The sequence below is a fragment of the Mycobacterium sp. 852002-10029_SCH5224772 genome (assembly GCF_001667315.1).
Lineage (GTDB): Bacteria > Actinomycetota > Actinomycetes > Mycobacteriales > Mycobacteriaceae > Mycobacterium.
The window spans coordinates 62,509-84,492 of the sequence record NZ_LZHT01000089.1 but is presented as its reverse complement, the minus strand read 5'-3'; the positions used below and the strand labels follow the sequence as shown (position 1 = coordinate 84,492).

The 21,984-nt window shown below is 65.1% G+C and carries 13 protein-coding genes and 1 pseudogene; 9 read left to right on the top strand and 5 right to left on the bottom strand.

The features are described 5' to 3' along the window. Positions 1–309: 309 nt before the first annotated feature. The 6 genes from pks2 (at position 310) to A5775_RS16205 (ending at position 12,605) form a co-directional block, all read left to right on the top strand. Positions 310–6,672, top strand: coding sequence for a type I polyketide synthase (pks2, locus tag A5775_RS16230; protein WP_067254334.1), 6,363 nt, complete (start codon positions 310–312; stop codon positions 6,670–6,672). Between the two features lie 19 nt (positions 6,673–6,691). After that, positions 6,692–8,011: a cytochrome P450 gene (locus tag A5775_RS16225; RefSeq protein WP_067254331.1), complete on the top strand. Its 1,320-nt coding sequence runs from the start codon at positions 6,692–6,694 to the stop codon at positions 8,009–8,011. Beyond that, the gene (locus tag A5775_RS16220) at positions 7,989–8,327 is read left to right on the top strand and encodes a hemophore-related protein (protein WP_067254328.1); all 339 of its coding nucleotides are present in this window, start codon (positions 7,989–7,991) and stop codon (positions 8,325–8,327) included. The genes A5775_RS16225 and A5775_RS16220 overlap by 23 nt, the downstream gene beginning before the upstream one ends. Positions 8,328–8,374: 47 nt before the next feature. Then, positions 8,375–9,142, top strand: coding sequence for a siderophore-interacting protein (locus A5775_RS16215; protein WP_197512634.1), 768 nt, complete (start codon positions 8,375–8,377; stop codon positions 9,140–9,142). 2 nt (positions 9,143–9,144) lie between these two features. Continuing rightward, positions 9,145–10,884, top strand: coding sequence for an AMP-binding protein (locus tag A5775_RS16210; protein ID WP_067254321.1), 1,740 nt, complete (start codon positions 9,145–9,147; stop codon positions 10,882–10,884). A gap of 842 nt (positions 10,885–11,726) precedes the next feature. Continuing rightward, complete coding sequence (locus A5775_RS16205; protein ID WP_067254318.1) at positions 11,727–12,605, top strand: SDR family oxidoreductase; 879 nt, start codon at positions 11,727–11,729, stop codon at positions 12,603–12,605. On the opposite strand, the gene A5775_RS16200 is transcribed toward A5775_RS16205, so the two are convergent. Further along, positions 12,602–14,047, bottom strand: a complete 1,446-nt coding sequence (locus A5775_RS16200) for an amino acid permease (protein ID WP_067254373.1) — start codon at positions 14,045–14,047, stop codon at positions 12,602–12,604. The two genes, A5775_RS16205 and A5775_RS16200, sit on opposite strands and share 4 nt — an antisense overlap. 72 nt (positions 14,048–14,119) lie before the next feature. Beyond that, a complete protein-coding gene (locus A5775_RS16195; RefSeq protein WP_197512632.1) occupies positions 14,120–15,010 on the bottom strand; it encodes a PAC2 family protein in 891 nt (296 codons plus the stop codon). Between the two features lie 163 nt (positions 15,011–15,173). Here A5775_RS16195 and A5775_RS26265 point away from each other — a divergent pair. Next, a pseudogene (locus A5775_RS26265) lies at positions 15,174–15,318 on the top strand (hypothetical protein); the annotation flags it as partial. A 138-nt stretch (positions 15,319–15,456) separates the two neighbouring features. After that, on the top strand, positions 15,457–19,227 hold the full coding sequence (metH, locus tag A5775_RS16190) for a methionine synthase (protein WP_067254315.1): 3,771 nt from the start codon (positions 15,457–15,459) through the stop codon (positions 19,225–19,227). A gap of 54 nt (positions 19,228–19,281) precedes the next feature. Here the strand turns inward: metH and A5775_RS16185 are convergent, their stop codons facing one another. Then, positions 19,282–19,959, bottom strand: a complete 678-nt coding sequence (locus A5775_RS16185; RefSeq protein ID WP_067254312.1) for a TetR/AcrR family transcriptional regulator — start codon at positions 19,957–19,959, stop codon at positions 19,282–19,284. 100 nt (positions 19,960–20,059) lie between these two features. Between A5775_RS16185 and A5775_RS16180 the strand changes: the two genes are divergently transcribed. After that, positions 20,060–20,509, top strand: a complete 450-nt coding sequence (locus A5775_RS16180) for a hypothetical protein (RefSeq protein WP_067254308.1) — start codon at positions 20,060–20,062, stop codon at positions 20,507–20,509. Positions 20,510–20,527: 18 nt separating this feature from the next. On the opposite strand, the gene A5775_RS16175 is transcribed toward A5775_RS16180, so the two are convergent. Together A5775_RS16175 and A5775_RS16170 are read right to left on the bottom strand one after the other, a co-directional pair. Continuing rightward, positions 20,528–21,292 carry a mannan-binding family protein gene (locus A5775_RS16175; protein WP_067254370.1) on the bottom strand — a complete coding sequence of 255 codons (765 nt, stop codon included), beginning with the start codon at positions 21,290–21,292 and terminating at the stop codon, positions 20,528–20,530. Beyond that, positions 21,292–21,969 (bottom strand): tetratricopeptide repeat protein, encoded by a 678-nt coding sequence (locus tag A5775_RS16170; RefSeq protein ID WP_067254306.1) that lies wholly within the window; start codon positions 21,967–21,969, stop codon positions 21,292–21,294. The genes A5775_RS16175 and A5775_RS16170 overlap by 1 nt, the downstream gene beginning before the upstream one ends. Between the last annotated feature and the right edge of the window lie 15 nt (positions 21,970–21,984).

The window sequence follows — 21,984 nt, the reverse complement described above, 5'->3', positions numbered from 1 at the left end:
CCACTCTATGTGCAGCTCCTGACTACGCTACCGACTTGATAAGCCTGACAACAGGATTGAAACCCACGACGCTCTGGATCATGCACTTCGTCGAGACCGCTCTCGGGCGTCCGGTCAGAGACGGCTAGTGCACCGAACTTTTCGGTTTCATGCCACAGCGAAATTTGGAGGACTGGTGAGTAGCAACCCGTTCGACGACGGCACGGGCAGCCAATCGCTGCTGTGCGGCCAACCACTCGAAGCTCTATCAGAACGTGACGGTGTGCGCACGACGGACAAGCTACTTCGTCGTTGCTCCAAGGAGGCGAAATGACTACACACCAGATCGACGACATTATGCAGCGCCAGCCTTCGACCGATTCTTCGCCCGTGATCGGCACCATGCCTGTCACTCCTGTTGCGGTGATCGGCATGGCTTGCCGGCTGCCTGGAGCCATCGACTCCCCGGAGCAATTGTGGGACGCGTTGCTGCGTGGCGATGACCTGGTTACCGAAATCCCGCCCGACCGTTGGGACGCCGATGAATACTACGATCCCGAGCCGGGTGTGCCTGGCCGGTCGGTATCGCGGTGGGGCGCATTCATTAACGACGTTGCCGGCTTCGATCCCGAGTTCTTCGGGATCAACGAGCGGGAAGCGACCGCGATGGATCCGCAACACCGGTTGCTTTTGGAGACCTCATGGGAGGCCATGGAACACGCCGGTCTCACGCGGGAGCGCATCGCCGACTCCCGGACCGGCGTGTTCATGGGATTGACGCATGGCGACTATCAATTGCTGGCCGCCGACGCGCACTCCGTGGAGGGGGCGTACGGGTTTTCCGGCAGCAACTTCAGCCTGGCTTCCGGGCGCATCGCCTATGCCCTGGGCGTCCACGGTCCCGCGTTGACGGTGGACACCGCATGTTCTTCGGGTCTGACCGCGATACACCTGGCGTGCCGCAGCCTGCACGAGGGCGAGAGCGACCTCGCCCTGGCCGGCGGCGCCACACTGGCGCTGGACCCGAGGAAATTCTCCGCGGGCTCAGCCGAGGGAATGCTGTCGCCGACCGGGCGCTGCCATGCCTTTGACGTCGCGGCCGACGGGTTCGTGGGCGGCGAGGGGAGCGTCATGCTGCTACTCAAGCGGCTGTCCGACGCGCTACGAGAGGGTGATCGGATTCTGGCTGTGGTGCGCGGGACGGCCGCCAATCAGGACGGTCATACAGTGAACATCGCGACACCGTCGAAGACCGCGCAGACCGCGGTGTATCAGGCGGCTTTGGCCGCCGCGGGTGTGGACGCCCGCACGGTCGGCATGGTCGAGGCGCACGGGCCCGGCACCCCGGTGGGTGACCCGATCGAATACGCAAGCCTGGCCAACGTTTATGGCATCGACAGCCCCTGCGCGCTGGCGTCGGTGAAGACCAACTTCGGCCATGCGCAGGCGGCCTCCGGAGCGCTCGGGATGATGAAGGCGATCCTCGCGCTGCAGCATGGTGTGGTCCCCCGGAATCTGCACTTCACCCGGCTACCCGATGACCTTGCCCGGATCGATACGAACCTCTTTGTCCCGCAGGAGACTACACCGTGGGTCACCAACGGGCGCCACCCACGGCGGGCGGCGGTCTCGTCGTACGGGCTGTCGGGAACCAACGTGCACGCCATCGTCGAACAAGCGCCTGAGCGGGCTCCCGAAGCCGCTGTGCCCGAACCTGTCTCAGCCGAAGCGTCGACGACGGCGCCACTGCTGTTCCCACTGTCGTCCACCTCGGCCGACGAACTGCGCCGCACCGCCGGCCGGCTCGCCGACTGGGTGGGGGCACATGACGATCTGGCGTTGCCCGATCTGGCCTATACCCTGGCGCGTCGCCGCGCGCACCGCCCGGTACGCACCGCCGTCATCGCCGGCAACCGGCCCGAGCTCGCAGAGGCTTTGCGCGAGGTTGCCGACGGCGATACTCCGTATCCGGCCGCGGTCGGGCAGGACGACCGTGGACCGGTATGGGTGTTCTCCGGGCAGGGATCGCAATGGGCTGCGATGGGCGCAGACCTGTTGACCACCGAACCGGTGTTTGCCGCCACCGTCGCGCAGGCCGAGCCGGTGATCGCGCAGGAGTCTGGGTTTTCAGTGACCGAGGCGATGTCGGCGCCGCAGATCGTGACCGGTCAAGACCGGATCCAGCCGACACTGTTCACCATGCAGGTCGCGCTGGCGGCCACCATGAATTCCTATGGAGTCCGCCCGGGCGCGGTCATCGGGCACTCTCTCGGCGAGGCCGCCGCAGCCGTTGTCGCGGGTGCGCTGTCGCTGGAAGACGGGCTGCGTGTTATCTGCCGCCGCTCACGGCTGATGTTTCGCGTCGCCGGTGCCGGCGCCACGGCATCAGTGGAATTGCCTGCGCAGCAAGTGCTTTCGGAGTTGACGGCACGCGGTATCAAAGACGTCGTGGTGGCGGTGGTCGCGTCGCCGCAATCCACGGTGATCGCCGGCGCCGCCCAAACGGTTCGCGACCTGGTCGCGGCCTGGGGGCAGCGTGAGGTGATGGCCCGCGAGGTCCCCACCGATGTCGCCTTTCATTCGCCTCAAGTCGATCCGATCATGGACGAGCTGATCGAGACACTCGCCGAGATCCGCCCGACGACACCGGAAGTTCCCTTCTACTCGGCGACCCTGTTCGACCCGCGCGAGCAGCCAGTCTGCGATGCCCGCTATTGGGCGAACAATATGCGCCGCATGGTGCGGTTCGCCACGGCCGTGCAGGCCGCTTTGGAGGATGGCTACCGGGTCTTTGCCGAGCTGGCGCCACACCCGCTGCTCATCCGCGCTCTGGAGCAGACCGCCCGCAGTCGCGAGATGCCGATGGCCGCTCAGGCCGGTATGCGCCGTGAACAAGCGCTTCCGCACGGGCTGCGTGGATTGGTGGCGGATCTGCACAGCGCGGGCGCCGCAGTCGATTTCGCCATGCTCTACCCGAGCGGGCGGCTGGTGGAGGCGCCGCTGCCGACCTGGACGCACCGTCGGCTGTGGTTGAGCGGCGGCGGTCAGGAATCCCCAACACATGGTGGTTGCACCGTTTCCGTACATCCGTTGCTGGGCTCGCACGTGCACTTGCAGGAGGAACCTGAGCGCCACTTGTGGCAGGCCGAGATCGGCACCGCCGCCCAGCCCTGGCTCGCCGACCACCAGATCCGCAATGTGGTCGTGCTTCCGGGAGCCGCCTACTGCGAAATGGCGTTAGCGGCCGCGCGTACTGTGCTGGGCGAAACGGGCGAGGTTCATGACATCCGCTTCGAGCAGGTGCTCCTGCTGGATGAGCAGACCACGATCGGCGCCACGGCGTCGTTGTCCTCGCCGGGCGTCGTCGACTTCACCGTTGAGTCGAATCAGGGCGGCGAAAAGGCCCAGCATGCGGCCGCAGTCTTGGGTGCCGCACAGGATGAGCAGCCGCCCGCGTATGACGTGTCCGCGCTACTCGCCGCGCATGCGAGTTGCGACGATGGCGCCGAGGTGCGCAAGCGTATGGACCAACGTGGCGTTCAGTATGGTCCCGCGTTCGCCGGTCTGGGCGACGTTCACACCGGCGAGGAGGGGACATGCACCGTCCTGGCCGAGGTGGCGCTACCGCGCCAAATCCGCTCGCAACAAGCGGCTTACGGCGTTCACCCCGCACTGCTAGATGCCTGTTTTCAGTCCGTTGAAGCTCATCCGGACGTCCAGGCCCTGGGCGAAGGTGCGCTGGGGTTGGTGTTGGGCATCCGTCGACTCCGCTCCTACAGCGCTGCCCGCAACGCCCACTACTGCTACACGCGGGTGACCAAAGCCGATACCTCCGGGGTCGAGGCCGACATCGACGTGCTCGACGAGCACGGGGCAGTCCTGCTGACCGTGCAGGGGCTGCGAGTGGGCACCAGCGCATCCGAGAGCGGCAATAAAGATCGCGTGCTGGCCGAGCGGCTGTTGACCATCGAATGGCGGCAACGAGAACTGCCCGAGCCGGACCACACCGACGCCGGAAGCTGGCTGCTGATCGGCACTGCCACCACCGCAGACGTGGTGGCCGGCACGTTGGCCGACGCCCTGAAAAACCATGGAGTGCACTGCACCACGATGTCCTGGCCGCAGCAGGCCGACCACATCTCGAACGCGGAGCAGCTGGGAAATCATCTGCGCGCGGGGGGATTCACCGGTGTGGTGATCCTCACCGGACCGAAAAACGGCGACGCTGACGAGCAGTCTGCGCTGCTGGGCCGGAACTATGTGCGACATTTGGTGCGCATTGGCCGCGAGTTGGCGGACCTTCCCGGCGAACCGCCGCGCTTGTATGTCGTGACTCGCAATGCCCAAAGTGTGGTGTCCAACGACGTGCCCAACCTCGGGCAGGCCGGGTTGCGGGGGCTGGTCCGGGTAATCGGCATGGAACACCCGCATCTGGGCGTCGCCCAGATCGATGTGGACGAGTCCACCGACGCCGAACAGCTGGCAGGGCAACTGCTCGCCGGCTCGGAGGAGGACGAGACCGCCTGGCGAAATGGCGCGTGGTACAACGCGCGGTTGTGCCCTGCTCCACTGCTCCCCGAGGAGCGGCAGACCGCGGTCGCCGACCACGAGTGCGACGGGATGCGCCTGCAGATCCGTACACCCGGTGATCTGGAGTCACTCGAACTCGTTGCCTGCGACCGCGTTCCACCGGGACCGGGACAGATCGAGGTCGCGGTCAGCGCGTCCAGCATCAACTTCGCCGACGTGCTCGTTGCGTTCGGCCGTTACCCCGCCTTCGAGGGCCGGCTACCGCAGCTGGGCACCGACTTCGCCGGCGTGGTGACCGCGGTCGGGCCAGACGTGACCGACCACAAGGTGGGTGATCGTGTCGGGGGCCTGAGCGCCAACGGTTGTTGGGGTACCTTCCTCACCTGCGACGCGCGCCTGGCGGTCACGCTGCCGGCCGGCCTGGCCGACGACCAGGCGGCGGCGGTGACCACCGCGCACGCCACCGCCTATTACGGCCTGCATGAGCTGGCCCGCATCGGATCCGGTGATCGGGTGCTGATCCACTCGGCGACCGGCGGGGTTGGACAGGCGGCAATCGCCATCGCCCGGGCCGCGGGAGCCGAGATCTTCGCCACCGCGGGCAGTGATCAGCGTCGACAACTATTGCGCGACATGGGCATTGAGCACGTTTACGATTCGCGAAGTGTGGAGTTCGCCGACCTGATCCGCCGTGACACCAGCGGCTATGGCGTGGACATCATACTGAACTCGGTCGTCGGCGCTGCCCAGCGCGCGGGCGTCGAATTGCTGGCGTTCGGTGGACGATTCGTCGAGATCGGCAAACGCGACATCTACGGCGACACCCGATTGGGGCTCTTGCCGTTCCGGCGCAACCTGACGTTCTACGCCCTCGACCTGGCGTTGATGTCATTCAGCCATCCGGACAGGCTGCGAGGCTTGCTGAAAACGGTGTACGGGTTCACCGCGGACGGTTCGTTGCCGATGCCGGAAAGCACGCACTACCCGCTTGCCGACGCCGCTACCGCGATTCGGGTGATGAGTGGCGCCCAGCACACCGGCAAACTCGTGCTCGATGTCCCGCACACCGGCCGCAGCCGCGTAGTGGTGCCGCCCGCGCAGGTGGAGATTTTCCGCGGCGACGGCGCCTACATCATCACCGGCGGGCTGGGAGGCCTGGGGCTGTACTTGGCCGAGAAGATGGCTTCTCCCGGTTCGGGGGCCGGTTGCGGGCGTATCGTGTTGTCCTCGCGCTCGCAACCAGATCCCAAGGCGCTGGAAACGATCGAGCGCATCCGCGAGATCGGTGCCGACGTCGTGGTGGAGTGCGGCGACATAGCCGAGGCCGGTACGGCTCAGCGATTGGTGGCGACGGCGACCGCCACCGGGCTTCCGGTGCGCGGTGTGCTGCATCTGGCGGCGGTGATCGAGGATGCCACGCTGACCAATATCACCGACGAGATCATCGAGCATGACTGGGCACCAAAGGTTTCCGGTGCATGGAATTTGCACACCGCCACCGCTGAGCAGCCGTTGGATTGGTTCTGCTTGTTCTCCTCGGCTGCCGCGCTGGTGGGGTCGCCCGGGCAGGGTGCCTACGCCGCCGCCAACAGCTGGCTGGACTCCTTCACCCGCTGGCGACGGGCTCGGGGTTTGCCGGCCACCGCGATCGCATGGGGTGCCTGGGCGCAGATAGGACGCGGCACCGCCTTGGCCGCGGGCGCCGACGTTGCCGTCGCTCCCGACGAAGGCGCCTATGCGTTCGAAGCGCTGCTGCGCCACGACCGCGCCTGCACAGGGTATGCGCCGATAACGGGAACACCGTGGTTGACCGCGTTCGCCCAGCGCAGTCCCTTCGCCGAAGCGTTCCGATCCAACGGGCAAAGCTCAACGGGCACAAATAAGCTGCGTGCCGAGCTCGATGAGTTGGCCTTGGACGAGTGGCCCATCCGGCTGCGGCGCCTGATCTCCGACCAGGCCAGCCTGATCCTGCGCCGCAACATCGATCCCGACCGTCCGCTGTCCGAGTACGGCCTCGACTCGCTGGGCGGCCTCGAACTACTTACCCGCATCCAGACCGAAACGGGCATCCGTGTGACGCCCGCCGACATCGCCACCATTGGCACCATTCGCGGTTTGGCGGAACTGCTGTACGGAAAGCTGGCTCCCGCCGACGCCGCTTGAGGCTGAAAGGGTTTGAATCATGGCATCTGACTACATGACCACGGGAAAGTCCGCTCCGAGCGCACCCGAGAACCTCGACTTCTTCACCGAGAAGTCGCTCGTCGATGACCCGTACGACTACTACGACGCCATCCGTCGCTGCCCGGCATGGCGTGAGCCGGCGCACGGCGTGGTGATGGTCTCAGGGTACGACGAGGCCATCGCCGTGCAACGCGACGCCGACAAGACCTTCTCGGTATGCAATATCGTCAGCGGACCATGGTCGGGGATTCCGGCCAAAACAGACAGCGATGACATCTCGGATCTGATCGAAAAGCACCGCCACGGAGTTACATTCGGCGACTACTTCCTAACGTTTGATCCTCCGAAGCACACGGCACATCGCGCACTGTTGAGCCGGTTGTTTACGCCCAAGCAGCTCAAGAACAACGAGGACTTCCTGTGGCGGCTTGCCGACGAGCAGCTCAACCGCTTCGTCGCAAAGGGCAAGTGCGAGATGGTGTTCGATTACAATTTTCCATATACGCTCGACGCGATCACCGACCTGCTGGACGTACCCGAGGCCGACCGTGAGCGATTCCGCAGCGCCGCGAGAGCCAGCAGGCTCGAAGGCGATCGCAGCGGTTTTGTTGGCGTGAAAGAGGAGTGGTTCGTCGAGTACATCGAGGATCGGCGGCGTAATCCGCGCAACGACGTCCTCACCGAGCTTGCCTTGGCAAAGTTTCCCGACGGCACGACGCCCGACCCGATTGACGTTGCCCGCGTTGCCACCTTCATGTACGCGGCCGGCCACGGCACGACTATCGACCTGCTGAGTCTCTCGATGCTCATGCTGGCGGAGCGACCAGACTTGCAAGAGCAACTGCGCGAGGACAACTCAAAGATCCCCGCCTTCATCGAGGAAATGCTGCGCTTCGAAAGCCCTATCAAATCGAATTTCCGCCTGGCGCGGCGCAATACCAGGATCGGTGAGCTCGATGTGCAAGCCGGTACCAGCGTACTGGTGATGAACGGTGCGGCAAACCGCGATCCACGACGGTTCGACGACCCCGCCGAATTTCGTATCGGACGTCCGAACATACTGCATCACATGGCATTCGGCCGCGGTGTCCACACTTGCCCGGGCGCCCCGATTGCGCGCGCCGAAGTGCGGGTGAGCTTGGAAAGAATCCTTGACCGGATGGCAGACATTCGGCTTTCAGAGGCCGAGCACGGTCCCCCCAGCGCTCGTCGGTTCAAATGGGATCGAACCCTATTGTTCAGGCGTCTCAAGGAATTGCACCTCGAATTCACTCCGGTTCAGGAGGTGTCCAAAAATGGCCACGCCATCGTTGACTAGGTTGGCTGTCGGGGTTTGCGGCCTGACACTGTCGTTGACCGCGGGGGCCGGGCTCGCGTGCGCCGACCGGGATTTGACTCCGTTTGTCAACACAACCTGCAATTACGGGCAGGTGATATCTGCGCTGCAGACGGCAGATCCCCAAGCCGCCGCACAATTCACTTCTTCGCCGGAGAGCACGTCTTTTTTGCGTCAGTTCCTCGCCTCGCCGCCGAGTCAACGCCAGCAGATGGCGCAGATGCTGGCGAGCCAGCCAGGGGCTGACCAGGAGTTTGGGCTTGTCCAGCGGGTGTTCAACACCTGCAACAACTACTGAGCAGATCAGCTTCTACCTCCGACCACCGCTACCTCGTGGAGTACTCCGTGGCTACCCTCATCGAAGGTTTCCCGCTCATCAACACACTGCGCGACGCGGTGTTCCTCTCTGCAACCGTCAGCGAGATCGAAAGGCTGACACCAAGAATGCGCCGCATCCGGTTCAACGGCCCGCGACTGCGGGGACTGACCTGGACGCCAGGTCAGCATGTCCGGGTGCAGGTCGAGAGTCTGCGTGAATCCGTTCTGCGGCTGCACCGATACCCCGTGCTACGCACGTATTCCATCTACGACGTCGACCCGGACCTCGGTGCGCTCGACATCGTCATGGTCGACCACGACGGTGATCCAAAAGGCGCGACACCAGCCAGACGCTGGGCGATGGCCACCGCCGTCGGAGATCACGCTAATCTCACCCGGCCCCAGGGCAAGCTCGTCATACGCCACGACGCGCCCTACCACGTGTTCGCCGGCGAAGAAACCGCTTCGGTCGCCTTCGCCGCGATGCTTCGATCCATGCGTCCAACCGCCGAGATCTACGGGGTGATCGAGGCTGCGGCCGAAATCGACCATCTTCCCCTGGCCACACAGCTGACCCGGGTCGAGCGCGGTTCCGCCTCGGCCGCAAACTCTGCTGTGCTCGCCGACGCGCTGCGCCGCCTCCCACTGCCTGAGTATCCCGGAATTGCCTACCTCGCCGGCGAGGCCCGCACCATACAAACCTTACGCAAAATATTGATCGCCGAACGTGGCTGGGACCGCCGGCAGATACGCACTAAACCCTTTTGGACCCCCGGCCGCAGCGGGATGGAGTGATTATGGTTGAGATCTCTATTTCTGACCTGCTGTGTGAACGCGCCAGCTTGCAGCCCAATGACACGGCCGTCACCTTTATTGATTACGAGCAGGACTGGAACGGGGTTGCCGAAAGCCTGACGTGGTCGCAGTTGTATCGGCGAACGGTGAATGTTGCACGGGCACTTCAGCCTTGCGGGTCGACGGGGGATCGCGCGGTGATAATGGCCCCGCAGGGGCTGGATTACATCGTGGCGTTTCTCGGCGCACTGCATGCGGGACAGGTTGCAGTTCCGCTTGCCATTCCGTTAGGTGGCGTCAGCGATGAGCGCGTCAGCTCGGTGCTGCGTGACTCGTCGCCGACTATCGTGCTCACAACATCGGCCGCCGCGGAAACCGTTGCCGGATACGTCAAGTCGCAATCTGGCGGACCCAATCCGTCCGTCGTCGAGGTCGATCTGCTGGACCTGGACGCCAGGACAGGATCCGGCGCCGGGTGCTCTGATCACCTAGAGCTGGCGTATTTGCAGTACACGTCCGGATCGACCCGTCAACCAGCCGGGGTGATGGTCTCGCATAGGAACCTGCTGGCGAATTTCGGGCAGGTCATGTCCGACTTTTGCGCGGAGTACGGAGGCGTCGCTCCACCAGACACGACCATAGTCTCGTGGCTGCCGTTCTATCACGACATGGGTTTGATACTGGGGGTGTGCGCACCGATTCTGGGCGGAATTCGCGCTGTGCTGACGAGTCCGGTGTCGTTCCTGCAGCGACCGGCCCGGTGGATGCAATTGCTGGCCAAGGAAAGTCACGCATTTTCGGCGGCGCCGAACTTTGCCTTCGAATTGGCGGCACGCAAAACGTCGGGCGAGGACATGGCCGGACTGGATCTGGGGGATGTGCTGGTCATACTCAGCGGCAGCGAACGTGTGCATCCTGCGACGTTGCAGCGCTTCACCGACCGGTTCGCGCGCTTCAATTTGCCCGAGGCGGCGGTACGGCCAGGCTATGGGCTCGCAGAGGCTACGGTGTACGCGCTGACCCGCACACCGGCGCAACCACCCAAAATCGTGCGCTTCGAACCCGAGAAGCTGGCCACCGGCACCGCGGAGCGCTGCGAAAGCCCAAGCGGTACACCGTTGGTCAGCTACGGGGCGCCGCGGTCACCGATGATATGTGTCGTTGATCCGGACACCAGGATTGAGTGCCCGCAGGGAACCGTCGGCGAGATCTGGATTCACGGTGACAACGTTGCCATGGGCTACTGGGAGAAGCCTCGAGAGACTGAGCGCACGTTCGATGATCGGCTTGTCGCTCCGTCGGCCGGCACACCGGAAGCGCCATGGCTGCGAACCGGCGACTCGGGATTCTTCTTCGAAGGCGAGCTGTTCATCATCGGACGGATCAAGGATCTGTTGATCGTCTACGGGCGTAACCACTCACCCGACGACATCGAAGCGACGGTCCAGGAAATCACCCGGGGTAGGTGCGCGGCGATAGCGGTTCCGAATGGGGGCATGGAAAAGCTTGTCGTCATCATCGAAGTCAAGAACCAGAACGCGTCCCACGAAGAGGCAGCGCACAAGCTCGCCGTCGTCGAGCGCGAAGTCACCTCGGCGGTCTGCAACTCGCACGGCGTCGGCATCGCGGATCTGGTTGTGGTAGTGCCCGGTTCGATCCCGATCACCACAAGTGGCAAGGTTCGGCGAGCGGCGTGCGTCGAGCAGTATCGGCAAGGTCAATTCGCCCGCCTGCGCGGTTAGGCGTTGCCGCCGCCCCAATGCCTTCCAACGGGACGCCAGCAGAACTCATTGCTGCCCTGGCGGTGCCAGAGGTAGGTTTCAACACCACCCAAGCTGGTGCGCGTCACAAAGTTCCACACTGAGCGGGCTAGGGGAGGTGATTTTTTGTGCGGCGTTCCTCCACTTTGAGAGGTGGAATCCGTGGCCGAAGCCGACTGACCCCCGGTCGCGCTCCGGTGAACCGCGATGGTGCTGGCCGACGCCCGTTCGCCCGCAGCACCGCGCCGTTGCCTGTTGGACGCGATGGCGCGCGCCGTGATATCCAGCTCCCGATAGCTGAGCTGGCTATGTTCCTCCGCGCCCGTGGAATCGCCGGCTGGCGATGGGACGGAACCGCCGTTTGTCATCCAGCGGCCCCCGTCAACATGCTCGACCACATGTCATGCCGCGAGCTTATGGTCGCGTCTGCCGCTCCGGCGCACGGTCGGGGCCAAGTAGAGTAGTGCGAACGCCCAGTTGGGGTAGTGGTAACCAAGCAACCAGGAAATTGCCTGCCGTCGACTGAACAGTGCCGTGCTCTTGAGACATTCAGGTCTCGTGCGATTACCCGCCGACGATGCCCGAATGCACCGGCGAAGCCGGAATTCCGCGATCCTGCATGGATAGTCGGTTCGCATTCGTGATGGCGCCCGAACTTTTTGGCATCCGCACCCTTCTTGGCCACGCCGCTGCGCGCTCAACCTGAGCGAGACGCTGGATGGGGCACCGGATTCGGCGACGACGATGAGGTCACCGAGGACGCTCGGACCGGGGACTGTTTAGCTGTATCTCACCGAGCGCCGTCGTGGAGTACGTTGTCGGCCATGACATCGCTGCGAGACCAAGTCGTTTTCATCACCGGGGGCGCCCGGGGGATCGGGGCCGAGGTCGCGCGCCGGCTGGCGGCCAGGGGCGCCAAACTGGTCCTGACCGATCTCAACGACGCCGACCTGAAGGCGATCGCCGCTGAGCTCGGCGAAGACCGGGTGCTGACGGCGGTCGCCGATGTGCGCGATCTGCCCGCCATGCAGGCCGCCGCCGACCGCGCCGTCGAGCGATTCGGCGGGATCGACGTGGTGCTGGCCAACGCCGGCATCATGAGTTACGGCTCGGTGGCCCAAGTCGATCCCGATGCCTTCAAACGGTTGCTCGACATCAACGTCCTCGGCGTCTTTCACACCGTGCGCGCCACATTGCCCGCGGTGATCGAGCGGCGCGGCCACGTGCTGATCGTCTCGTCACTGGCCGCGTACGCGGCGGCGCCCGGGCTGGCGCCCTACAACGCCTCCAAGGCCGGCGTCGAGATGTTCGCCAATGCGCTGCGGCTGGAGGTGGCCCACCAGGGCGTCACCGTCGGCTCGGCGCACATGTCCTGGATCGACACCGCCCTGGTCCGTGACACCCAGACCGACCTGCCGGCGTTCAACCAACTGCTTGCCAGCTTCCCGTGGCCACTGAACAAGACGACGACCGTCGACAAATGCGCGGCCGCATTCGTCAAGGGCATCCAGCACCGGCGCACCCGCGTTTACTGCCCCCGCTGGGTGGCTCTGTTCCGCTGGTTCAAGCCGGTGCTGTCCAGCTCGGTGGGCGAAGCGCCGCTGCGCAAATCCACCGCCGAGTTGTTACCCCAACTGGACGCCCAGGTCGCCGCGCTCGGTCGTTCCACCAGTGCCTATAACCAGGACCTCGGCAAGTCCTAGCCGGTTTGGGCCACGCGCTGCGACGCGATGGCCGCCACCCGGTTGCGCACCAGGAACCATCCGGCGCTCAGCGCCGGGATGACGACCACCACCGTGGCGATGGTCCAGGTGCCGGTCTGTTTGTCGAAGGCCATCATCACCAGGACGCCGGCCAGAAACGCCAGGGTGAGGTACCCGGAGTATGGGGCCCACGGCATCCGGAACCGCGGCCGTTCGATGAGCCCGGCCTTGGCCAGCCGATAGAAGCGCAGCTGACATAAGACGATGGTCGCCCAGCTCGCGATGACGCCCGGCGCCACGATGTTGAGCACGATCTCGAAGGCTTCGCCGGGATTGAAGGCATTGAGGGCGATGCCGAGCAGGCAGATGGCCGCCGCCATCGCGATGCCGACGAACGGCACCCCGTTCTTGGACATCCGGGTCGCGAACCTGGGTGCGCTGCCGCTGGACGCCATCGAGTGCATGATCCGGCCGGTCGAATACAGTCCCGCATTCAGGCTCGACAGGGCGGCGGTGAGCACCACGATGTTCATCAGATCCCCGGCGCCGTGCAAACCGATCTTGGAAAAGAAAGTGACGAAAGGACTTTCGGTGGCCTTGTACGACGTGTAGGGCAACAGCAACGCCAGTAGCGCCACCGAGCCGACGTAAAAGATCGCGATGCGCGCGATCACCGAATTGATCGCGCGGGGCATGACCTCCTCCGGCTCGGCGGTCTCCCCGGCGGCCGTGCCCACCAATTCGACGGCGGCATAGGCGAATACCACGCCCGAGGTGGTCAGCAGCACCGCCAGCACCCCGGAGGGAAACAGGCCGCCGTGGTCGGCCCACAGACTCAGTCCGGTGCTGTGGCCGTCGACCCGATAGCGCCCCGCCAGGAAGATGACTCCCACGATCAGGAAGGCGACCAGCGCGAAAACCTTGATCAGCGCCGCCCAGAATTCCAGCTCACCGAACCACTCCACCGAGATCAGGTTCATCGACAACACGACGATGAGGGCGAGCAGCGCCAACACCCACTGGGGGATCGATTCGAACGTCGTCCACCGCCGCAGATAGGTGGCGATGGCGGTGGTGTCCACGATGGCCGTCATCGACCAGCCCAGGAAATACGTCCAGCCGACGGCGTAAGCGGCCTTCTCGCCGAAGAATTCGCGCGCATACGACACGAACGAGCCCGACGACGCGCGATGCAACACCAACTCACCCAGCGCTCGCAGAATGAGGAAGACGAAGATGCCGCACACGGCGTACACCAGGAACATCCCTGGGCCCCCGTTGGCCAGTCGGCCGCCCGCACCCAGGAACAGCCCGGAGCCGATCGCGCCGCCGAGGCCGATCATCTGCACTTGCCGGGGCTTGAGTCCCTTGCGATAACCGGCGTCTTCGCCGAAGTCGCCGACTACTTGGTTGGGGTCGCCGTCACCAGGCAACGCGGCCATGAAAACGTCCAATCGGTGGGTCGCGAAGCGATGCTTCCGTACTTGATCGGTCGCCGGCAAATTCGGCAGCGACTAGCGCCCGAAGCCGGGGCGGCGTCGGCGCAGATAGCGCTCGAACTCGGCGGCCAGGGCGTCGCCGTCGATCTTGCCCAGCGCGTCGTTCATGTCGACCTCGGCGTCGCCGCGTTGTTCCAGCGACTGCACGTATTCGGCGAGATCCTCGTCCTCGGCGGTCATCTCGGTGACCGCCTGCTCCCATTCCTCGGCGTCCGTCGGTAAGTCCGCCAGCGGGACCTCGATGTCGAGCACGTCTTCGACGCGGCGCAGCAGGGCGACCGTCGCCTTCGGGTTCGGCGGCTGCGACACGTAGTGGGGCACCGCCGCCCAGAACGTCACCGCCGGGATCCCGGCGGCCACGCAGGCGTCCTGGAACACCCCGGCGATGCCGGTGGGACCCTCGTAGCGGCTCTCCTCGAGACCGAAGCGCTTCGCCGACTCGGGGGAGTAGGCCGCGCCCGACACCGGAACGGGCCGGGTGTGCGGGGTGTCGGCCAGCAGGGCACCCAGGATCACCACGGTGTCGACGTTGAGTTTGTCGGCGATGGCCACCAACTCCGCGCAGAAGGTGCGCCAGCGCATGTTGGGTTCGACCCCGTGCATCAGCACGACATCGCGGTCACTGCCCGGGGGCCGGCAGTGCGAGATCCGCATCGCCGGCCACACCAGCTCGCGGGTCACCCCGTCCACCTGCCGGATCACCGGGCGATTCACCTGGTAGTCGTAGTACGCCTCGTCGTCGATCTCCAAGATCGGGTCGGCTTCCCAGATGGCCTCGAGGTGTTCGAGCGCGTCGCTGGCCGCGTCGCCGGCGTCGTTCCAGCCCTCGAACGCGGCCACGACGACGGTCTGGTGCAGTTCGGGCAATGCGGCTTCGCCAAAGGGGGGGCCGTCGGGCGGGGTCACAGAATTAGCGTACGGCCTTGCGCCCCGATCTTCGGGGCGCGGTGGCCGTGAATTGGCGCCCGTCGGGCGATTTACCGGCGGCTTTACATAGGTCGACTATTCTTATGGCGTGACTGCCGCCAACGAACACCGCTACGGCACGGACGGTGCGACGGGCACCCAGTTGCAGGCCGCGGATTTGACCCTGGACGCCTGCAACAACGACGTCGCCGCAGTTGAGACGAAATACGTTCAGCCACAATCTCGTTAACCTTGGTAACTACTACATTGCCGACAAGATCCGCGAACTGGCGATCGAGGGCATCGCGGGTCGGGTCGAGCTGGGGCGTCCAGGCGTCGGGTGACGACGTAGACTTTTCTGGTCGAGAGGCGTTGCAACGGGTCTCCGGTCCTGCCGGTATCCGCCACGCTCGGCAGAGTCAAGGACGCCTTCCGCTACGGAAGGAATGCATGTGACCGCCGTTGAGACGAACACTTCCGCGTCGAACACCTTCGCGCCGAATATCCGCCCCGACTGCACCGACGAACTGACCGCTGCTCTGCGCCAGCGGATCATGGTGATCGACGGCGCGATGGGGACGGCGATCCAGCGCGACCGGCCGGACGAAGCCGGCTACCGCGGTGATCGGTTCACGGAGTGGCCGACCGCCCTTCAGGGCAACAACGACCTGCTCAACCTGACGCAGCCGCAGATCATCGAGGGGATCCACCGCGAGTACCTCGAGGCGGGCGCCGACATCCTCGAGACCAACACTTTCAACTCGACGGCGATCTCGCTCTCCGACTACGACATGGCGGATCTGGCCTACGAGCTCAACTACGCCGGCGCTGCCCTGGCGCGGGCGGCCTGCGACGAGTTCAGCACCCCGGAGAAGCCCCGCTACGTCGCCGGCGCCATCGGGCCGACGACGCGGACCGCATCGATCTCGCCGGACGTCAACGACCCCGGCGCCCGCAACGTCTCCTACGACCAGCTGGTCGCCGCCTACCTCGAAGCCGCCAACGGCCTGGTCGACGGCGGTGCCGACCTCCTCATCATCGAGACGATCTTCGACTCGCTGAACGCCAAGGCGGCCGTGTTCGCCGTCGAGACGCTGTTCGAGGACCGCGGACGCCGCTGGCCGGTGATCATCTCGGGCACCATCACCGATGCCTCCGGGCGGACGTTGTCCGGTCAGGTCACCGAAGCATTCTGGAACGCGATCAGGCACGCGAAGCCGCTCGCGGTGGGTCTCAACTGCGCCCTGGGCGCGCCGGAGATGCGGCCCTACATCGCCGAGATGGCGCGGATCGCGGACACCTTCGTCTCCTGCTACCCGAACGCGGGCCTGCCCAACGCCTTCGGCGAGTACGACGAGGACCCGGAACGTCAGGCGGGCTACATCGCCGAGTTCGCCGAGGCCGGCCTGGTCAACCTGGTCGGTGGTTGCTGCGGAACGGCGCCGCCGCACATCGCCGAGATCGCCAAGGTCGTCGAGGGCAAGCCGCCGCGCGAGCTGCCGGAGATCGAGGTGGCCACCCGGCTCTCGGGCCTGGAGCCGCTCAACATCACCGAGGACTCCCTGTTCGTGAACATCGGCGAACGCACCAACATCACCGGCTCCGCCCGGTTCCGCAACCTGATCAAGGCCGAGGACTACGACACCGCGCTGTCGGTCGCCCTGCAGCAGGTCGAGGTCGGCGCGCAGGTCATCGACATCAACATGGACGAGGGCATGATCGACGGCGTCGCCGCGATGGATCGGTTCACCAAGCTGATCGCGGCCGAGCCGGACATCAGCCGCGTCCCGGTGATGATCGACTCCTCCAAGTTCGAGGTCATCGAGGCGGGCCTGAAGAACGTGCAGGGCAAGCCGATCGTCAACTCGATCTCCATGAAGGAGGGCGAGGAGAAGTTCATCCGCGAGGCACGGCTGTGCCGCAAGTACGGCGCCGCCGTCGTCGTGATGGCCTTCGACGAGCAGGGTCAGGCCGACAATTTGGAGCGCCGCAAGGAGATCTGCGGGCGCGCCTACCGGATCCTGACCGAAGAGGTCGGCTTTCCGCCCGAGGACATCATCTTCGACCCGAACTGCTTCGCGCTGGCGACTGGGATCGAGGAGCACGCAACGTACGGGATCGACTTCATCGAGGCCTGCGCCTGGATCAAGGAGAACCTTCCCGGGGTGCACATCTCGGGCGGTATCTCGAACGTGTCGTTCTCGTTCCGCGGCAACAATCCTGTCCGCGAGGCGATCCACGCGGTGTTCCTGTACCACGCCATCAGGGCCGGCCTGGACATGGGCATCGTCAACGCCGGCGCGCTGGTGCCTTACGACTCGATCGACGCCGAGTTGCGGGAGCGCATCGAGGACGTCGTCCTGAACCGTCGCGAGGACGCGGCCGAAAGGCTCCTGGAGATCGCGGAACGGTTCAACAGATCGGAGAAGTCCGAGGATCCGGCGGAAGCCGAGTGGCGCAGCCTGCCGGTACGCGAGCGGATCACGCACGCTCTGGTCAAGGGCATCGACGCCGAGGTCGAGACCGACACCGAGGAATTGCGGGCCGAGATCGCCGCCGCGGGCGGTCGGCCGATCGAGGTGATCGAGGGCCCGCTGATGGACGGCATGAACGTCGTCGGTGACCTCTTCGGTGCGGGCAAGATGTTTTTGCCCCAGGTCGTGAAGTCGGCCCGGGTGATGAAGAAGGCCGTGGCGTACCTGCTGCCCTACATCGAAGCAGAGAAGCAGCCTGGTGACGCCGAGTCCACCAACGGCACCATCGTGATGGCGACCGTCAAGGGCGACGTCCACGACATCGGCAAGAACATCGTCGGGGTCGTCCTGCAGTGCAACAACTACACGGTGATCGACCTCGGTGTGATGGTGCCCGCGCAGAAGATCCTGGACGCGGCCAAGGAGCACAACGCCGACATGATTGGCCTCTCCGGCCTTATCACCCCGTCGCTGGACGAGATGTCCAACTTCGCCGCCGAGATGGAACGCGAAGGCCTAAAGATCCCGCTGCTGATCGGCGGCGCGACCACCTCGCGCGCCCACACGGCCGTGAAGATATCGCCGCGTCGCAGCAGCCCGGTGGTCTGGGTCAAGGACGCTTCCCGATCGGTGCCGGTCGCTGCGGCGCTGCTCGACGACAAGCAACGCCCGGCCCTGCTGGAGGCCACCGAGAAAGATTACGCATCGCTGCGCGAACGGCACGCCCAGAAGAACGAGCGGCCGATGATGACGCTGGAGAAGGCCCGCGCGAACCGGACGCCGATCGAGTGGGACGGCTACACGCCGCCGGTGCCCGCCCAGGGCCTCGGCGTGCGGGAGTTTCTCGACTACGACCTCGCCGAGTTGCGCGAGTACATCGACTGGCAGCCGTTCTTCAACGCCTGGGAGATGAAGGGCCGCTTTCCCGACATCCTCAACAACCCGGCCTCGGGCGAAGCGGCCCGCAAGCTGTACGACGACGCCCAGGAGATGCTCGACACCCTGATCAAGGAGAAGTGGCTGACGGCCAACGCGGTGATCGGGTTCTTCCCGGCCAACGCGGTCGGTTCGGGTATTGAAGACATCGAGGTCTACACCGATGACACCCGCACCGAGGTGCTGACCACGTTGCACCACCTGCGCCAGCAGGGCGAGCACCGCGACGGCATCCCGAACCGGTCGCTGAGCGACTACGTCGCCCCCAAAGAAACGGGTCTGGCGGACTACATCGGCGCCTTCGCCGTCACCGCCGGGCTCGGCAGCGGAGAAAAGATCGCGGAGTTCAAGGAAGCCCTCGACGACTACAGCGCGATCCTGCTGGAGTCGATCGCCGACCGGCTGGCGGAGGCGTTCGCCGAACGGATGCACCAGCGGGTCCGCAAGGAGTTCTGGGGATTCCAGCCTGACGAACAGTTGGACAACGAGGCACTCATCGCCGAGAAGTACCAGGGAGTCCGCCCCGCCCCGGGCTACCCGGCGTGCCCCGAGCACACCGAGAAGGCGACGCTCTGGGAGTTGATGGACGTCCACCAGCGGACCGGTATTGAGCTGACCGAGTCGATGGCGATGTGGCCCGGTGCCGCCGTCAGCGGCTGGTATTTCTCGCATCCGCAGTCGCAGTATTTCGTGGTCGGCCGGATGGCCCAGGACCAGATCGCCGACTACGCGAAGCGCAAGGGCTGGACCCTGGCCGAAGCCGAGCGCTGGCTCAACTCCTACCTCGGCTACAACCCGGAGGACTGAGCCGGTCCAGGTCCACCATAGGGTGGACGGGCGGCAGCGTTCGGGGGCGAGTCCTCAGTTGTCGTGCGCCGGAGAAGCGCGCGCTTTCATCGCGGCGGCCAGGGAGCGTTCCGCGCGCCGGCGGGTGTCGCCGAGACCCACCATCAGATTGACCACCAGCGGGACCATCACGTCTTGTAGCCCTTGAGAGTCGATGAATCCGCCCATCGCCAGAAGGACGAATCCGTGCGTGGCACTGAGGATTTGGGTGGCCGCGGGGGCCGGCTCCTGCGGTCGGATCCGCCCGGATTCGATGACCCGCTCGACCGCGGCGACCAGAACAGACAGCGCGTCGACACCTTCGGTGAGATCCCAAGGCGTGGTGCCATCCGCTAAAAGTTTGTCGACTTTGCCAAAGTCGCTGAGACCGAACAGCAACCGGTACAGCTGCGGGTTTTGCATCGCGAACTCACCGTAGGCCAGTCCGCCGGCGATGAGATCGGCCATCGGGTCGTCGGTATGGGCCACCGCGCGAGTGTGCTCGGCGAAGCGCGCAAGGCCTTCACGCATCATCGCCTCGATGAGCGTGGGCATGCCACCGAAGTGTGTGTACACCGCCATCGTGGACGCGCCAACCTCGCCAGCAACCGTGCGTGCTTGGATCGCAGCCGGTCCGTCTCTCTCGAGCACAGCCAACGCCGCGGCCACGAGACGATTTCGGACGCTCAACGAAGTATCGGTCGAAGACACCATTGACATCTTTCCATAACAAGCGTTATGTGGACCGTGATTAGGAATAACAATCGTTATATCAATGTAGGCGGGCTGCCCGCCCCGTCACCGGAGGTCCGATATGGCTGCGACGACACCCCTCTACCGACGGCTGATCGCCGGCGCCGGCGGCGCATGCTTGATATCAACACTCTTTTTGCCCTGGGCCGGGGTTGAGGGCACCCACCGCACCGGGTGGGAGTTCAATACGGTGGCAGCCGTGCTTTTCCTGGTCGCCGGGTTGTTTGGCATCGTCACGGCGATCACCGGCGGGCAATTTGGCGCGGGCCGCCCTGATCTTTCGTTCATCGCCGCAACCGACTTACTCAACACCACGTCAATGTTGTTGCTCGCCTGGCTGATCCCCTTTGACTTTCCCGAACACGCCACCCGTCAGCCAGGTGTCTTCGGTGCGCTGCTCTCTGCAGCCGCAACCGCGTTCGCGGTCGCCGACTACCGCCCGCTGCGGGGAGCGCCATGGTTCCCGCCCATCGAAGCCGGCGAACCGACCCGTGCGAATATCCCTGGCTAGCCTGGGTCAAAGCCCCGCTCAGATGCGCAGCACGGAAGCCAAGGCGGACAGCGGGATGTGCGCCTGGACCGTTCCGCCGTCCATGAACCACTGCATGACGCCGGGCGTGAAATTGACCGGGCTGTCGTGGGCCACCGGGTAGTCCGGCATGTAGAGGATCAGCTCGTCGGGCGTGACCGCCCAGGCCTTGTACGCCCCGGAGTAGACCTTGTCAGGGGTCCAGCGGTCGACGGTGAACGGGTAGCTTCCCGGGTCGTGCGGCGGCGGTGCCTGGTCGAGCGCGGTTTCGATAAATGGTTGGGCCAGCGGAGGAATGGCGGTCAGCGGATCTGACGTCGTCAGGTCCCCCAGCTGCACGCGCCTGCCACCCGCCATGTCGAACGTGAAGGTCCGGTAGGCGTTGTTGGGTCTGGGTCCGTCGGCGTGATAGTCCTCGTGAAACACCGCGCTGAGCAGGTTGGCGTGCCGAAAGACCTCGAAGTTCTCCTCGCCGTAGCTGTCGGCGGCCATGCTGGAGTTGGCATTTCGCCAATTGTTCACCAGGGTGTGCAGGTAGTCGCGGATCACCGGGCCCGTGGTCGGATTGTCGACCAAATCCTCGGGCACCGCGACCTTGATGTCGCGCACGGCTTTGCGCTCCGAGGTCACCGAGGTGTGGCAATACTGGCCGTCCCAGTCACCGCCGAGCTCGCCACAGAACGACGGGGCCGATGCGTGCGCAGCGGCGAACGTGGGAAGCGTTGCGGCGGCCGCCAATACGAAGGCCGCTAAGAGTGGGCGCATCACAGCAGCTGCACCTTGCTTGCCCGCCAGCGGCCGTCGACCTTTTCCATGGTCATCTTGATCCTGCTGCGGTCGATGCGCGGGTCGGGCGCGGCCGTGTTGGTGACGGTCTGGTCGATGAACACCAGCACGACGACCTTGTTCGTGGATTCGGACTGAATGGCCGAGTCCACCACCACCCCATGCGCGGTCGCCTTGTTGTCGATCAGCAGCTGCCGAAGCTTCACGCTGGACTGGGTGTACATGTCCTTGAACTCGCCGGTCGCACCGTCGAGCACCTGCCGGAAGTTCTCGTCGACTTTGTTCGAGTCGATGCTCGTCAGTACCTGCGCATAGGCGACCGCCGCCTGTTGGGCCTGTTCGCCGGCCAGCTTGACCTGATGCTCCTGCCACTGCCGCCATCCCAGGAAGCCCGAAACGGCAAGTGAGGCAACGAGTAACAGCGGCAGTATGCCGCGGCGCAGATACTGCTTCCAGGGCCGCTTCCGGCGCTCGGACTCAGGACGCTTGGGTTTGAGCAGACCGCCCTTGCCGTCGTCCTGGTCGGCTTGCTCAGCGGCTTCGTCGGCCGTGACGTCGTCAACATCGTCGGCCGCGGCTTCCGGCAATTCGGCGTCCGGCTCCGTTTTGACGGCCTCGGACTTCGGATTCTTTTGGGAGGTCACGATCACGATCATCTCCTAGGGATCGGC

Coding starts and splice junctions, on each gene's coding strand:
- A5775_RS16180 (WP_067254308.1), top strand. CDS start 20,060: ATGGCTGCGACGACACCCCTCTACCGACGGCTGATCGCCGGCGCCGGC.
- A5775_RS16220 (WP_067254328.1), top strand. CDS start 7,989: ATGGCCACGCCATCGTTGACTAGGTTGGCTGTCGGGGTTTGCGGCCTG.
- A5775_RS16225 (WP_067254331.1), top strand. CDS start 6,692: ATGGCATCTGACTACATGACCACGGGAAAGTCCGCTCCGAGCGCACCC.
- pks2 (WP_067254334.1), top strand. CDS start 310: ATGACTACACACCAGATCGACGACATTATGCAGCGCCAGCCTTCGACC.
- A5775_RS16185 (WP_067254312.1), bottom strand. CDS start 19,959: ATGGTGTCTTCGACCGATACTTCGTTGAGCGTCCGAAATCGTCTCGTG.
- A5775_RS16205 (WP_067254318.1), top strand. CDS start 11,727: ATGACATCGCTGCGAGACCAAGTCGTTTTCATCACCGGGGGCGCCCGG.
- A5775_RS16170 (WP_067254306.1), bottom strand. CDS start 21,969: ATGATCGTGATCGTGACCTCCCAAAAGAATCCGAAGTCCGAGGCCGTC.
- A5775_RS16175 (WP_067254370.1), bottom strand. CDS start 21,292: ATGCGCCCACTCTTAGCGGCCTTCGTATTGGCGGCCGCCGCAACGCTT.
- A5775_RS16210 (WP_067254321.1), top strand. CDS start 9,145: ATGGTTGAGATCTCTATTTCTGACCTGCTGTGTGAACGCGCCAGCTTG.
- A5775_RS16200 (WP_067254373.1), bottom strand. CDS start 14,047: ATGGCCGCGTTGCCTGGTGACGGCGACCCCAACCAAGTAGTCGGCGAC.
- metH (WP_067254315.1), top strand. CDS start 15,457: ATGCATGTGACCGCCGTTGAGACGAACACTTCCGCGTCGAACACCTTC.